The following is a 13,624-nucleotide window of genomic DNA, read 5'->3' as shown; positions in this document are numbered from 1 at the left end:
CTGTGGATTGCTTCGCTTCGCTCGCAATGCAGCGGGAATCTGCCGAAGCCATCTACTGCTTGATGTGCGGCGGCTCGTCGTAGCCGCGACGGCTGGAATAAAACAACAGGCCCATCAGGCCGATGCAGACCGCGGCCAGAAACGCAATGCCGATCGTAAACACCACGATGCCGTAGGTCGGCACCGGAGCATCCACGGTCAGGCCTTCATAGGCGTAGGCGCCGACGGCGGCCAAAAAGGCCAGCAGGCCGATACTGATTGCAATGCGCATGCGTAGCTGCCTCTGCTGAGGGCCGAGGGCAACAGGCACTTACGCCGGTTTTCACGCCGCGGCGGTGGCCTTGGCCAACGCCTGCCGTCCGGCTTCGGTCAGCTCGGAAAGCGTCGTCCTGCCGCTCTTGGCGCATTTGATGATGTATCGGGCAACGCGGCGGCGGGTGTCATGTTCCTCGCCGTGAGGTGCGTCTGCGCAAACGCGATCGAGCGCAACGTTCATGGCGAAGAGCGTGCGTGAGTCAAACCGTTCCTCGATCATCGCAGCTCTCCTTTGAGACTCGCGGCTACTTGCGGAACGTCAGCCATTCGCTGACTTCCATCACAGTCTCGGTCTGTCTGGCCTTCTTCATCAGCATTTCGCGTTCCCGTCCCGGCGGCAGCTTGCGTGCCGCAATGCGCGAATCTTCGGCGAATTTTTGCAAGCGGTTTTCGAACGATCCGGGAGGCCGCGACCTGTTGCGCTTCTTCTTGATCATGCCGTCTCCGAGCTGGAACCAGCAATACTAGGCTTGTTCCCCGGATGCCGTCGTTAACCCATGACATCGGTCGAATTGAAAAAACGCGCGCCGGAAATTGCGACCCAAAATCGGGACCTGAGATCGCGACCCGGGATCGCGAAGATCGCAGGAACGATCTTCGGCGCTCTGCGTAACACCCGTGCGTTCGCTGCTTTGCTCCCCGAAAGGCGGTGGACCACTCCGGTGACGGGCCTCGGCGAATTTGATCGCCGGGGCCCGCATGTCTTCAAGCAAGGCAGCCAAGGCAACAAGAAGGACATAAGCAGTGGCACATTCCAATCAGGGTATCGTCAAAGACGACAAGGGGCAGGAGCAGCCGGCCGACAAGCAGCGCGCGCAGGCCGCGCACAAGACCGACCCGCGAAAGTCGAATGCGCGCGAAGCGACGCGTGATCCGAAATTGAACGATGCCGACAAGACACCGGGATCCGGCATGACATCAGACGACCGCGGCGATCCTCCAACGGGCTGAACGGCGTTCCGCTTTTGCAGCAATCGCGGCAATGCGGCAGGAACGATGACCCGGGTTGACCGTTGGCGTCGAGGGATCAATGGAGAATCGACATGGCGATGGACGAGAAGGAGGTCGGAAACCTGATCGGCAGCGACAAGGTCGAGGGCACCGCGGTCTATGGCTCCGACGAGCGCAAGATCGGCTCGATCGAACGGGTGATGATCGACAAGAAGAGCGGGCGGGTGTCTTACGCCGTGCTCGGTTTCGGCGGCATTCTCGGTCTCGGCAACGACCATTATCCGCTGCCCTGGCAGTCGCTCAAATACGACACGAGGCTGGGCGGCTATATCACCGGCGTCACCGAGAGCCAGCTGCGCGGCGCGCCGAAATACGGCAGCGAGCGCGAGTGGAATTGGTCCGATATCGGCACCACGCGCGCGGTGAACGACTACTACGGCGTGCCGTTCGTCTGAACGTCCCTTAGACGTCCCCCTGAGCCGGGGGACCCGTATTTCACCGGTGGTACCACCGGGCGTCGAGGTGTGCGTGATGCTCGGGGATGTAACCGTCGCATCCTTGGGACGTCTGTACACTAGTGAACATACCTCAATAACTGTGCAAGGTAACATACGTAATTGAAGTCGGTCCTGCAGTTGCCCGATTAAACATGCGGGAGACCAATCGTTGGCGTCGCTAGTCCGGAAATTGGAGCAGTTTGCACGGCTTTCGCCGGTAGACCAGGTTCTTCTCAATCGCGCGTCTACCGAGCGCGTCCGCCATTTTGGTCCGCGGGTCGACATCGTCCGCGAGGGCGAGAAGCCGAAGGACGTCCATCTGATCCTGTCCGGCTGGGCCTATCGCTACAAGCAGCTCGAGGACGGCCGGCGTCAGATCGTGGCCTTCTTCTTGCCCGGCGACATTTGCGATGTGAACGTCTTCATCCTGCGCGAGATGGATCATTCGATCGGTACCGTCACCGCAGTGTCGATCGCCGACCTCTCCCGCGAATTCTTCGACAAGGTCGCAGCCGGACATCCGCGCATCGTGACCGCGTTCTGGTGGGAAACCCTGGTCAACGCGGCGATCCAGCGCGAATGGACCATGAGCCTCGGCCAGCGAACGGCGCTGGAGCGGATGGCCCATCTGCTGTGCGAGATCTGGCTCCGGCTGCGGGCCGCAGGCCTGACCCAGGGCGACAGCTGCGATTTCCCGCTGACCCAGGGCGATCTCGCCGATGCCACCGGGCTCTCCAAGGTTCACGTCAACCGAACGCTGCAGGAATTGCGCGCCGGCGGCCTGATCGTACTCAAGGGAAAGACCCTGGTCGTCCCCAATCTCGAGCGGCTGATGCACGCCGGCCTGTTCAACCCGAACTACCTGCATATGGATCACGAGGGACGGCAGCTCGACGCCGCTGCGACGCCGACGGACGCGGCGGTCGGGTAGTAAGCGCTGCGCTCCGGTGCATGTCGAGAGCGTGCCGATGTATGGTTCACCGGCCGTTCAACATACGCGGTGTCGTCCTGGGGAAAGCCAGGACCCATTACCCCAAGTCTCAATTGTTGCGCGATGCTGGGGCCGCGATCCCGTTCATCAGCGAAAGCGGTGGTAATGGGTCCTGGCTTTCGCCAGGACGACAGTGGTGCATGCGGCGCGATCGCAGGGACGACAGTTGTATCTGTGGCGTGACCAACGGCTTGGTTCACCCATTGGCCGCCTTCACCACCACGAGGTTCTCGTCCGGCGTCGCCGGGTGGCGCTTGAGGTGATCGCGGCGCAGTGCGATCTCGTCGCGGACCAATTCGTAGCCGAGCTTGAACGTGTCCATTCCGTCGCCGGAAACGGTGCCGTCGCGCAGGCCGGTCACCGCGCCGCGCAGGATCGCCTCGAGCTCATCCTGCAATTCGTCGAGATGCTCGGCGCAAGTGGCGTGCTCGACGCGCTCGCCGATGTCGAGGATCCTGCCCGCCAGCTCGCTGGCCTTCTCCGGTGCGACGCGGGTGATCTTGGTGTAGATCGCGGCGAAGATCGAGCCGATGATGCTGAGGGCGGCGGCGCCGAGATACATCACGTCGCTGTAGCGATCCATGAACGACTTGGTATCGTCGTTGATGTATTCGGCGGCGCCCTGATGGGCGACGATGAAGGCGTCCTTGTCGGTCGCCGCCGGCTCGATCTTGGAGGCAAAGCCGTCGTCGAGCGCGAGCTCCGACTTGTTCTCATAGATGATGCGCGCGAGCTCGGCGGCTGTCGTCGTGGACATCGAGGATTGCGCGACCAGCAGCCATTCCAGCCCGATGGTGTCGACCTCGTCATCGGGGATCGCCGGCGAGGACGACAGCATGCCGGTCGAGACCGTCTCCTCCGAAATCGCCGGGTATTTGCGCGCCAGCGCCTTGGCCGCGTCGATCGCATTCAGCGTGAAGCCGCCGGGGCGCTTGGCATATTGCTCGTAGGTCTTGTCCTTCACGATCTTCGAAGCATGCTCGATCGCGATCACGGCGGCAAAGCCGGAGGCGAACAGCTTGTCGAAAGGTGTGTTCGGCGGCGCCTGCTGTACCCGCTGCGCCGCGTCGGGGCTGTCCGCAATCTCAAGCGCGCTGCGGACGAAATTGACGCTGTTCTCGCCGTCGCCGACGACCGCGATCCGCTTCTTCTTGAGCTCGCTCAGCGATTTGATCTTCTTGCCGCCGGGGCTGAGCACCAGCACCACGTCATGCTCGAGGATCGCGATGGCGCGGGCACGCGGCGGCACCCTTGCGTCGGTACGCAGGATGGCAAGCGAGGCGTCGCGGCGATCGAATTGCGCCAGCGCCCTGGGCGTTGTCGGGGTTCGGCGCGATCTTCAGCCGCAGCCGCGACGAATTGTTCTTCAGCACGGTGGCGAGCTTGGCGGCGAATTTCGCCTCCGGGCCCTTGGCATCGCCGACCGCGAACACCAGCAATTCGGAATTGCGCAGCCAGAGCCGGCCGCCGATCACGGTGACCGCGCTCAGGAGCAGCGTCAGCAGGGTGAAGACGATGATCTGCGCGCGGTTGGTCTTGACGACCGGTTTGGCGACCGGAGGGCTCGGCGGCGGCAGCGGCGCAGGCGAGGGGGCTTCGGCACTCATGGCTGATTACCTGGCTCATCACCCGTCCGGGACGGCCCGTTGCCGCGACCCGATCGGCGCGGCGCTGCCCGGTGAATCCGTAAATGGCTATAAAAGAAAGAAAATTTCCTATGTTGCCGACGATATACCTCCCCGGGGGGAATGCAAACCGGCCGCCGGCCGTAACCTTAATCTCGGCCGGCCTGCGCCGCGATGCCACATGACCATTGCCACTATCGACGGTCGGAGCGAGATGTGATTTTCGAGGAGGCGCAGGTGCATTCCGGCGCCGGAGATGTCATAAATGAGACACGCTTCGGTTTGCGGAATTGTGCTGACGGCCTGACCCGGATTTCTTGCAATCACATTCATCGAAGTAAAAGGGCGTCAGCTTGTTGTTTCCCTCCATGTCATCGTCGGTGTCGGTTGGTGCCCTGGTGGGATGGATGTCGCTTCTCACCGCAAAGCACATCATCGCCGACTTCATGCTGCAGAACGCCTGGATGGCGATCGGAAAGGACCAGAAGACCGGCTGGGCGCTGCCGCTGCTGGCGCACTGCCTGGTCCATCTCGCGGTCGCGCTGGCGCTGATCCTGGTGGTGGCGCCGCGGTTCTGGTATGTCGCCTTCATCGACTTCGTGATCCACATCATCGTCGATCGGGCCAAGGGCATCTGCGCCTCGCATTTCGGCGTGACGCTGGAATCCGGCCACCCCTGGTTCTGGACCCTGATCGGGGTCGACCAGGCGCTGCACCACCTCACCGGCTTCGCGCTGTCGATCTACATGGCCGCGAACTGAGCGGCTCGCGCGCACCTTTCCTCCCGTCCTGAACCACGAATCCAGCCGGGTTGCGGCGGGCGGATGTGATTCGCGCGCAACGGGCAAGACCCTCCGGAAGCGACCGGAGGCCGTGGTTAACCTTTCGTTAGAGGATTACGCGGCATCTTCCCGATCGAGGGGGATTTGCAAATGTTTTCAAGCCGCGACGCCTTCGAGAACGATGCCTGCCCGGTGGCCGACGATCTGCTCGGCCAGATGTATCGCGCCAATCCGAACGGGCTCTCGTTGCTGGTTGCCAATGTCGCGCCCGATGTCAGGGCGAGGCTCGCGCTGTTCTGCTATCGCCGCAGCCATCTGCACGCGCTCGCGGTCGCGATCGCGTCGAGCTGCAGCGAGTGGGAGCTGGCGAATTCAGGCGGCCGTGTCGGCTCGACGCTCTACGCGCTGTCGCGCGAGCCGGCCCGCGCCGCCACCGTTTCGCATGGTGGCCGCAAGCCGATCACGCTGTCGACCAAGCCGCTGACGACCTTCGCGCCGATCGTCGATGACGAACTCGACGACGAGGACGTCAGCGACAGGGTCACGGCGTAACGTCTGGCTAGATCGGCTGCGCGCTCGCGATGAGCGGCAGCCCGTGCCGGCGCCGCGCCATCGCGCATTCCGCGTCGCCCGGCTGGCAGGTCCGGCATACTTCCGGCCGCACCGGATAGACCTCGCAGCGCGTTGCTTCTCCGACCCGGCCCGCTAGCGCCGAGCAGCGATCGCCCTCGCAGCGCATGCCTGATTGTCGCGCATTGACGAATTGCGGTGGGATCAGATCGAGCTGCGCGTCGTCCTCGATGGTGAAGCGCGGCCAGTTCTCCGAATAGCTGCAGCAGGCGCCGCAGGACTGGCAGGGGCTTGTGTCGGTCGCGTTGTCGGCCATCAGGTGTCCCTCGGCGCTTCCCAGACCAGGCTGCGCCGCCAGCGCGCCCTGAGCAGGTCGCGCCGCTCCGGATACTTCTCGTCGTGATAGACCGCCGTGACCACGCGGTCGGTGCGGAAGCTGCGGAAATCCTTGCGCAGCTCGCACCAGGCGGCGAGCAGCCGCACCGCCTCGTGATAGCCGACCGCGATCGGCCAGATCGTGCGCTCGCTATCGCGGCCATGCTCGTCGCGATAGTTCAGCGTGATCTTCTTGCCCTCATGGATCTGGCTGCGGGTCCTGACCATGTCGATGCGGTCGGGCTCCCGGTTCCAGGCCGAGCGGGCCCGGCTCGCCGGCTCCAGCACGAACGGCCGCAGCCGGTCGGGCACGGTCTCGGCGATCTTGGCCATCAGGTCCTCGGCCGCGCGCGCCAGCGCGGGATCGGCGTGGCCGACCACCCATTGCGCGCCGAGCACGCAGGCCTCGATCTCGTCGGGTGTCAGCATCAAGGGCGGCAGGTCGAATCCCTTCTCCAGGATGTAGCCCATGCCGGCCTCGCCGCGGATCGGCACCCGCTGCTCGATCAGGCTGGCGATGTCGCGATAGATCGTCCGCTTCGATGTCTCGAGCTCGGCGGCGATTGCATCGGCAGTCAAAGGCTTACGGGTGCGTCGGAGCACCTGGATGATCTGAAACAGCCGGTCGGCGCGTCTCATGGCAACTCTCTCGATCGCTCTCTTGGCACGTGTCTTGTCGAGTGTCTCGGTAGCGGTTTTGGCAGCCGTCTTGACGAGTGTCTTGACGGGTCTCGTCGTCTCTCGGTGCGCAGGCTTTTCTGGGTCCCGTCCGGCTGCTGCTGACAGCATGTTGGCAGCAGGTGGGGGCTATATCAGGACAACACCTCAAGTGAAGGGAATTTGTCCATGACGAATCTTGACGAACTCGGTTTCCGGCAGGCGCAAGGCTTTGCGCTGGAACAGCTGGTCACGGTCTACTCCACCTCCGGCGACCTGCGCTGGGCCCTGGTCGCGCTGATCGCACAGTCGATCAGCACGGTCTGGTCCTACGGGCGGGCACGGCTGGTCAAGCGCGTTCGCGGGGCGGTTCGCCGCCTCGCACCCGCCGGCCCGTTCGACAGTGAATGCCACTACTGCTGACACCATGCTGGCAGCAGGGGACGGCTAGCTTCAATTCACGACCACAGGCGATCGGGAGCTTCACATGATTACGCTTTTTGGCTTTGGCACGGGCTTCGGCTTGCCGGAAATCAGCCCCTTCGTGACCAAAACCGAGGTCCAGCTCAAGATGGCCGGGCTCGACTATCGCAAGGAGAAGGCGATGCCGCCGGCCTCTCCCAAGGGCCAGCTGCCGTTCATCGTCGACGACGGCGAGACGATCGCCGATTCGACCTTCATCCGCGCCCATATCGAGGGCAAATACGGCTTCGATTTCGACGCGCCGCTCAGCCTGCAGGCGCGCGCCCAGGCCTGGGCCTTCGAGCGCATGATCGAGCATCACGTCTACTGGGCGCTGGTCGGCGCGCGCTGGGTCGACGACACCAATTTCGCCAAGGGGCCCGCGCATTTCTTCGACGGCGCGCCCGACCATATGCGCGACAAGATGCGCGAGGACGCCCAGTTCCGCGTTGCCGAGAACTATCTGCTGAGCGGGCTTGGCCGTCACGGACCGGACGAAGACGTCGATCTCGCGATCCGCTCGCTGTTCGCGCTGTCTGTGCAACTCGGCGACAAGCCGTATCTGATGGGCGATGCGCCGTGCGGCACCGATGCCACCGCGTTCGGCGCGCTGGCGGGAATCCTCACCCCGTTCTTCGATTCGCCGCTGCGCGAGCGCACCGAGAAGTTCGACAATCTCACCGCCTATGTCGGCCGGATGATGCGGCAATACTATCCGGAATTCGCCTGGGCGCCGCTGCAGCAGCAGGCGGCCTAAAGCGCGATCGCGCTTTAGGTTTAGTTCGGGGCATGATCCTTTCGGAAAACCGCTTCGCACTTTTCCGGATCATGCCTAAGCCGGCGCGGCAGGAGCGGGCTGGCCCTTCAATGCGGCCAGCTCCGCCTCGAGCTCGGCGATGCGCTGGTCGCGCGAGGCCAGCGCTGCCGCCACATCGGCCGCGTCGAACTTTTGCGGAATGTGCTGCGGGCAGTTGGTGTCCCACGCCGTGACCTTGAACAGGATCACCTGCTCGGGCCGCGCCCGGTAGCCCTGCGGCATCAGCGTGCGGGTCAGCGCCGGATCGTCCTCCACCACCTTCGCCTCGCCCCACAGCTTGACGCGGCGGCGGTGCGCGTAATCCATGACGAAGATATAGGCCTTGGCATTCTCCGAGAGATTGCCCTGGGTGATGAACTGGCGATTGCCGCTGTAGTCGGCGAACGCGATGGTGTGCTTGTCGAGCACCTTGATAAAACCCTTCGGTCCGCCGCGATGCTGGATGTAGGGCTGGCCGTCGGCCGAGGCGGTCGCGAGATAGAAGCTGTTCACCTCGCCGAGGAAGCCGGCGAGGTTCTCGTCGATCTCGCTGCGCCAGCCGCCATGTGCCTCGACTTCGGCGTAGGTGGCGCGTGAGCCCTTGCGGGTCTGGATCGCCTTCACCGCCGGACTGAATGCGACGTCGCTCGCATAGCTGTGACCATCTGACATCGGAGCCTCCCGTGACGGGCGCCTGAGTGGTTGTCCTCGCCGCTTAAAGATGGACATTCCAAGATCGTAAGCAATCTTGTGCATTGACACTTCACTGTTGCCGATTATGCAATAGTGCCATGGACCGGATCGACGCCATGCAGGCCTTCGTCGCGGTGGCGGACCTCGAGGGGTTCGCCCCCGCCGCCCGCAAGCTCGGCCTGTCGCCGTCCGCCATCACGCGGCTGATCGCGGCGCTGGAGGAGCGGCTCGGCGCGCGGCTGCTGCAGCGGACCACGCGGCAGGTGACGCTGACGGACGCCGGCTCGCGCTATCTGGAGCGGGCGCGCCGGATCCTCGCCGATGTCGAGGAGGCCGAGGACGCGGTGGAGAACGAGCGCACCCGCCCCGGGGGGCGGCTGGTGATCTCGGCACCGTTCGGCTTCGGGCGGCTCCATGTCAGCCCGGTGGTGAGCACCTATCTGAAGCGCTATCCCGGCGTCGGCGTTGACCTGCGGCTGTCGGACCGCAGGATCAATCTGGTCGAGGACGGCGTCGACCTCGCGGTCAGGCTCGGGCACCTGCCGGATTCGACGCTGGTGGCGCGGCATGTCGGCCGGATGCGCCGCATCGTGGTGGCGTCGGCCGGCTATCTCAAGCTTCGCGGCAGGCCGAACCGGCCGGCGGACCTCACCGCCCACGACACGATCCAGTTCGGCGCCATGACCGCGACGCCGGATTGGCGCTTCATGGAGGATGGCCGCGAAGTCCGCATCACCCCTACGCCGCGCTTCACCAGCAACAGCTCGGACGCCGCCATCCAGTACGCCGAGCAGGACGGCGGACTGACCCGGGTGATGGCCTACCAGGCGGCCGAATCGCTGAAGGCGCGGCGGCTCCAGATCGTGCTCGCCGAGTTCGAGCAGCCGGCTGTGCCGATCCACGTCGTCTATCCGACGACGCGGCTGTTGTCGGCCAAGGTGCGGACCTTCATCGATCTCGTGACCGAGGTCACCGACTGGTATTTCGACTAGCTCACCGGCGGCTTCTTCGGCACCACGCGGAAGGTGCCGTTGGCGCGCGCGATGGTCACCCCGTCGGCCTTGATCAGGCTCTGCGCGAAGCAGATCGTGCTGCCGGTCTTGATCACGTCGCTCTCGATCGCGAGCCATTGCCCGACATTGGCGGAGCCTACGAAATCGACCGCGAGCGAGATCGTCACGAACGAGGTGGTCCAGCCGGTCGCCTGGCCGCAGCTATAGCCCATCGCGTTGTCGGCAAGGGCTGCGATCAGGCCGCCATGGATCAGGCCGCGGCCGTTGGTATGCGGCCTCGCCAGCCGCAGGCCGATGATGACGGCACGCTCGGTCTTCTTCTGGTAAAGCGGCTCCCAGGGCTCGGTGAGCGGGCTCTTGCGGAACAGCGGCTCGAAGCCTTGAGGGACGTCTTGGGGATTGTCGGGCACGACTTGCGTATCGGTGGTCATCTGAAGCTCGCATATGACGTTGGGTTGACGCCATTGAACGCGATGTCGATGACGGTTTCACCGCCTACAAAGTTTTAAACGGGATTTGCACGGCTGTTTGAAGCGGCCCGGCTCGTCATCACCCGCGAAAGCGGGTGATCCAGTATTCCAGAGACCGCACCGCATGAATCGAGAAGCCGCGGCGTACTGGATACCCCGCATGCGCGGGGTATGACGACGGAGATTGCGAAGAGGATGCTGCTCGACAAAAGCATCCGCGACTTATCTAGAACGGCAGCCCCACATAATTCTCCGCCAGCGAGGTCGAGGCCGCCTTCGAGCTGACGAGGTAGTCGAGCTCGGCGATCTGGATGCGCGCGGCGAATTCGCCCTCGTCGGGGAATTTGTGCAGCATCGAGGTCATCCACCAGGAGAAGCGCACCGCCTTCCAGACCCGCGCCAGCGCGCGTCCCGAATAGGCATCGATGCCGGCGGAGGATTTCTCGTCGTAGTATTCGCGCAGCGCCTGCGACAGATAATGCACGTCGCTGGCGGCAAGGTTGAGGCCCTTGGCACCGGTCGGCGGCACGATGTGCGAGGCGTCGCCCGCCAGAAACATGCGGCCGAACCGCATCGGCTCGGCGACGAAGCTGCGCAGCGGCGCGATGCTCTTTTCGATCGAGGGGCCGGTGACGATCTCGTCGGCGGCCTTCTGGTCGAGGCGCCGCTTCAATTCATCCCAGAACCGCTCGTCCGACCATTGGTCGACATGATCGTCGAGCGGGCACTGCACGTAATAGCGGCTGCGGTGGGACGAGCGCATCGTGCACAGCGCAAAGCCGCGCTCGTGGTTGTTGTAGATCAGCTCCGGCGAGACCGGCGGCGTCTCCGAGAGGATGCCGAGCCAGCCGAACGGATACACCCGTTCGTAGCTGGTGATCGCCGACGCCGGCATGCTGGCGCGGCTGATGCCGTGGAAGCCGTCGCAGCCGGCGATGAAGTCGCAGGCGATCTCGTGGGTGACGCCGTCCTTGACGTAGCTGACGCGCGGATGATCGGTATCGAAATCAAGCGGCTTGACGTCGGCCGCCGAGTAGATCGAGGTCAGGCCGGCCGCCTTGCGGGCATTCATCAGGTCGAGCGTGACCTCGGTCTGGCCGTAGATGGTCACGGTCTTGCCGGTCGAACCATGCAGGTCGATGCGGTGCCGTGCGCCGCCGAACGCCAGTTCGAGACCGTGATGGACGAGGCCCTCCTGGTGCAGCCGGGCAGCGGCGCCGACGCTCTCGAGCAGCGACACGGTGCCTTCCTCGAGCAGCCCGGCGCGAATCCGCCCCAGCACATAGTCCGGGGTCTGCCGCTCAAGAATGATGTTGTCTACGCCGAAAGTATGAAGTAGTTGCCCAAGCAACAGTCCGGCCGGACCTGCACCAATGATTGCTACTTTTGTCCGCAATACCTTGTCCTCCCGATCGGATAGGCTTTTAGCCGGTGCCCGCGCCGGCAACTTGCCAAGGCAACTATATCATATAACGATTTTGGCAAGGCGGATTTGCGCGGGACCCGCGCGTTCGCCGCAGCGCAAGATGCGGTGGCGCGGGACCGGGCGGAGGGTGCGACGAGGCGTCCGCCCGCCGGATTTCATCTTGAATATCCGCGCGAATTAGATAACATGTTAAGTAATGAGCCGGGCACGAAGCCCGTCCTGGAGAGGAGGAGACGTGATGAGGAAGACAATGTTGGCGGTGTTGATGGCCGCCGCCATCGTGCCGGCCGCGGGACCTGCCGTCGCGCAGGACAAGACCGTCAATCTCAAGGTGTCGCTATGGGTGCCGCCGGCGCATCCGCTGGTGCCCGCGACCCAGGCCTGGGCCGCCGACATCGAGAAGGCATCGGGCGGCACCATCAAGGTCACCGTGTTTCCGTCCGAGCAACTCGGCAAGGCGTTCGACCATTACGACATGGCGCGCGACGGCATCGCCGACGTCACCTATGTCAATCCTGGCTATCAGCCCGGCCGTTTCCCGATCGCGGCCGCAGGCCAGCTTCCGTTCACCTTCTCCGACGGCAAGAAGGGCACGCTGGCGCTGAACGAGTGGTATCACAAATATGCGCCGACCGAGATGAAGGACACCAAGCTGTGCTTCGCCTTCATCCACGATCCGGGCGCGCTGCACGGCAAGAAGAAGATCGTGCTGCCGAGCGACCTCTCCGGCGTCAAGGTGCGTCCCGCGCAGAGCACCATCGGCGAGATGGTGAAGATGTTCGGCGGCACCAATGTGCAGGCCTCCGCGCCGGAATCGCGCGACGCGATCGAGCGCGGCGTGGCCGACGAGATCACCTTCCCCTGGGGCTCGATCTTCCTGTTCGGCATCGACAAGGTGGTGAAGTACCACATGGACGTGCCGCTCTATTCGACGGTGTTCACCTACAACATGAACCTCGCCAAATATAATTCGATGTCGGCTGCCCAGAAGAAGGTGATCGACGATCACTGCACGCCGGAATGGGCCTCCAAGGTCACCGACCCCTGGACCGATTTCGAAGCCAATGGTCGCACCAAGATGAAGGCGCTGGAAGGCCACGAGGTCTATCCGCTGACTTCGGATCAGCTCGCCGAGTGGAAGAAGGCAGTCAAGCCGCTGCGCGACAGCTGGGCCGAGGCGGTGAAAAAGGCCGGCGGCGATGCGGCAAAGATCGATGCCGATCTGCAGGCCACGCTGAAGAAGTTCGAGGCGGGGATCTGATCCCGCTCCCCTTCACCTCTCCCCGATTGCGGGGAGAGGTCGGATCGCATCGCCAGATGCGATCCGGGTGAGGGGGTACAGGTCTCACCGCATTCACGACTCGTGGAAGCAGCCCCTCACCCCAACCCTCTCCCCGCAAGAGCGGGGGAGAGGGAGCTCATCGAAGCAACGCATGACGCAATCTGCCGAAGTTTCCCAAGACGGCGCGATCACCGGCCCACCCGAGCCGGCGCGCAAGAATTTCATGGATCGCTTCATCGATTCGATCGAATGGGTCGCGGCCTTCTTCGTTGGCGTCGTCGCGCTCAACACCTTCACCGCGGTGTTCATGCGCAAATTCTTCGCGGTGACGATCCCCGACTACTACAATTTCGGCCAGTTCCTGCTCGGCATCCTGATCTTCTGGGGAATTGCGGCGACGAGCTATCGCGGTACCCACATTACCGTGGATCTGGTCTGGGCCAATGCCTCGCCGCGCTACCAGCGCTGGATCGACATCTTCGCGACGCTGGTGCTGCTGTTCGTGGTGAGCGTGCAGACCTACACGCTGGTCGACAAGGTGATCGACACCAGGAACAGCCATATCGTCACCATGGATCTCGGCGTGCCGGTCTGGCCGTTCTTCCTGGTGTCGTGGATCGGCGACGTCTCCGCGGTGCTGCTGATCGCGATCCGCACCTACCGCCTGATCTTCCATCCGGAAGATATCCATGATGCCAAGATCAAGACCGCGGAGTAGA

Annotated in this window: 19 protein-coding genes and 1 pseudogene; 11 read left to right on the top strand and 9 right to left on the bottom strand. The window is 63.8% G+C overall.

Annotation, left to right across the window (positions count from 1 at the left end; translation table 11 throughout):
* Nucleotides 1-52: 52 nt before the first annotated feature.
* The 3 genes from J2R80_RS03460 to J2R80_RS03450 are packed head-to-tail and all read right to left on the bottom strand — an operon-like array spanning nt 53 to nt 752.
* A complete protein-coding gene (locus J2R80_RS03460) occupies nt 53-271 on the bottom strand; it encodes a hypothetical protein (protein ID WP_253637987.1) in 219 nt (72 codons plus the stop codon).
* A 51-nt stretch (nt 272-322) separates the two neighbouring features.
* Nucleotides 323-535 carry a hypothetical protein gene (locus J2R80_RS03455; RefSeq protein ID WP_016847463.1) on the bottom strand — a complete coding sequence of 71 codons (213 nt, stop codon included), beginning with the start codon at nt 533-535 and terminating at the stop codon, nt 323-325.
* 25 nt (nt 536-560) lie between these two features.
* Entirely contained in the window at nt 561-752 is a 192-nt protein-coding gene (locus J2R80_RS03450) for a hypothetical protein (protein WP_016847464.1), read from the bottom strand.
* A 307-nt stretch (nt 753-1,059) separates the two neighbouring features.
* Between J2R80_RS03450 and J2R80_RS03445 the strand changes: the two genes are divergently transcribed.
* The 3 genes from J2R80_RS03445 (at nt 1,060) to J2R80_RS03435 (ending at nt 2,694) form a co-directional block, all read left to right on the top strand.
* Nucleotides 1,060-1,266 (top strand): hypothetical protein, encoded by a 207-nt coding sequence (locus J2R80_RS03445; RefSeq protein WP_057016269.1) that lies wholly within the window; start codon nt 1,060-1,062, stop codon nt 1,264-1,266.
* A 92-nt stretch (nt 1,267-1,358) separates the two neighbouring features.
* On the top strand, nt 1,359-1,721 hold the full coding sequence (locus tag J2R80_RS03440) for a PRC-barrel domain-containing protein (protein WP_076832528.1): 363 nt from the start codon (nt 1,359-1,361) through the stop codon (nt 1,719-1,721).
* Between the two features lie 211 nt (nt 1,722-1,932).
* On the top strand, nt 1,933-2,694 hold the full coding sequence (locus J2R80_RS03435) for a Crp/Fnr family transcriptional regulator (protein WP_076832525.1): 762 nt from the start codon (nt 1,933-1,935) through the stop codon (nt 2,692-2,694).
* 256 nt (nt 2,695-2,950) lie between these two features.
* Here the strand turns inward: J2R80_RS03435 and J2R80_RS03430 are convergent.
* Nucleotides 2,951-4,361 (bottom strand): annotated as a pseudogene (locus J2R80_RS03430) (TAXI family TRAP transporter solute-binding subunit).
* Between J2R80_RS03430 and J2R80_RS03420 the strand changes: the two are divergent.
* The 3 genes from J2R80_RS03420 (at nt 4,360) to J2R80_RS03410 (ending at nt 5,713) form a co-directional block, all read left to right on the top strand.
* Nucleotides 4,360-4,599, top strand: a complete 240-nt coding sequence (locus tag J2R80_RS03420; RefSeq protein ID WP_141342405.1) for a hypothetical protein — start codon at nt 4,360-4,362, stop codon at nt 4,597-4,599. The pseudogene J2R80_RS03430 and the gene J2R80_RS03420 sit on opposite strands and share 2 nt — an antisense overlap.
* A 187-nt stretch (nt 4,600-4,786) precedes the next feature.
* Entirely contained in the window at nt 4,787-5,140 is a 354-nt protein-coding gene (locus J2R80_RS03415) for a DUF3307 domain-containing protein (protein WP_082653700.1), read from the top strand.
* Nucleotides 5,141-5,311: 171 nt separating this feature from the next.
* Nucleotides 5,312-5,713, top strand: coding sequence for a hypothetical protein (locus J2R80_RS03410; RefSeq protein WP_016847470.1), 402 nt, complete (start codon nt 5,312-5,314; stop codon nt 5,711-5,713).
* Nucleotides 5,714-5,720: 7 nt separating this feature from the next.
* Here the strand turns inward: J2R80_RS03410 and J2R80_RS03405 are convergent, their stop codons facing one another.
* Both J2R80_RS03405 and J2R80_RS03400 read right to left on the bottom strand, forming a co-directional pair.
* The gene (locus J2R80_RS03405; RefSeq protein WP_076832520.1) at nt 5,721-6,047 is read right to left on the bottom strand and encodes a YkgJ family cysteine cluster protein; all 327 of its coding nucleotides are present in this window, start codon (nt 6,045-6,047) and stop codon (nt 5,721-5,723) included.
* Nucleotides 6,047-6,745 carry a YafY family protein gene (locus J2R80_RS03400; RefSeq protein WP_028336549.1) on the bottom strand — a complete coding sequence of 233 codons (699 nt, stop codon included), beginning with the start codon at nt 6,743-6,745 and terminating at the stop codon, nt 6,047-6,049. The genes J2R80_RS03405 and J2R80_RS03400 overlap by 1 nt, the downstream gene beginning before the upstream one ends.
* 207 nt (nt 6,746-6,952) lie before the next feature.
* Between J2R80_RS03400 and J2R80_RS03395 the strand changes: the two genes are divergently transcribed.
* A complete protein-coding gene (locus J2R80_RS03395) occupies nt 6,953-7,186 on the top strand; it encodes a hypothetical protein (protein ID WP_057015989.1) in 234 nt (77 codons plus the stop codon).
* 64 nt (nt 7,187-7,250) lie between these two features.
* Nucleotides 7,251-7,982: a glutathione S-transferase family protein gene (locus J2R80_RS03390; protein WP_057015990.1), complete on the top strand. Its 732-nt coding sequence runs from the start codon at nt 7,251-7,253 to the stop codon at nt 7,980-7,982.
* Between the two features lie 75 nt (nt 7,983-8,057).
* Here the strand turns inward: J2R80_RS03390 and J2R80_RS03385 are convergent, their stop codons facing one another.
* Nucleotides 8,058-8,693: a pyridoxamine 5'-phosphate oxidase family protein gene (locus J2R80_RS03385; protein WP_057015991.1), complete on the bottom strand. Its 636-nt coding sequence runs from the start codon at nt 8,691-8,693 to the stop codon at nt 8,058-8,060.
* A 119-nt stretch (nt 8,694-8,812) separates the two neighbouring features.
* Here J2R80_RS03385 and J2R80_RS03380 point away from each other — a divergent pair, with 119 nt between their 5' ends.
* Nucleotides 8,813-9,706, top strand: a complete 894-nt coding sequence (locus tag J2R80_RS03380) for a LysR family transcriptional regulator (RefSeq protein WP_076832514.1) — start codon at nt 8,813-8,815, stop codon at nt 9,704-9,706.
* On the opposite strand, the gene J2R80_RS03375 is transcribed toward J2R80_RS03380, so the two are convergent.
* A complete protein-coding gene (locus J2R80_RS03375; protein ID WP_076832511.1) occupies nt 9,703-10,158 on the bottom strand; it encodes a PaaI family thioesterase in 456 nt (151 codons plus the stop codon). The two genes, J2R80_RS03380 and J2R80_RS03375, sit on opposite strands and share 4 nt — an antisense overlap.
* 265 nt (nt 10,159-10,423) lie before the next feature.
* Nucleotides 10,424-11,593, bottom strand: coding sequence for a 4-hydroxybenzoate 3-monooxygenase (gene pobA, locus J2R80_RS03370; protein WP_057015994.1), 1,170 nt, complete (start codon nt 11,591-11,593; stop codon nt 10,424-10,426).
* A gap of 268 nt (nt 11,594-11,861) precedes the next feature.
* On the opposite strand from pobA, the gene J2R80_RS03365 reads away from it, so the two are divergent.
* Both J2R80_RS03365 and J2R80_RS03360 read left to right on the top strand, forming a co-directional pair.
* Entirely contained in the window at nt 11,862-12,884 is a 1,023-nt protein-coding gene (locus J2R80_RS03365) for a TRAP transporter substrate-binding protein (protein WP_076832508.1), read from the top strand.
* Between the two features lie 172 nt (nt 12,885-13,056).
* Complete coding sequence (locus J2R80_RS03360) at nt 13,057-13,623, top strand: TRAP transporter small permease (protein ID WP_057015996.1); 567 nt, start codon at nt 13,057-13,059, stop codon at nt 13,621-13,623.
* Nucleotide 13,624: the final 1 nt, after the last annotated feature.

This window comes from Bradyrhizobium sp. USDA 4541, from assembly GCF_024171085.1.
In the GTDB taxonomy this organism is placed as follows: Bacteria; Pseudomonadota; Alphaproteobacteria; order Rhizobiales; family Xanthobacteraceae; genus Bradyrhizobium; species Bradyrhizobium australafricanum.
Note: the sequence above shows the minus strand (reverse complement) of the source record. Positions and strands in the feature narration are given on the sequence as shown.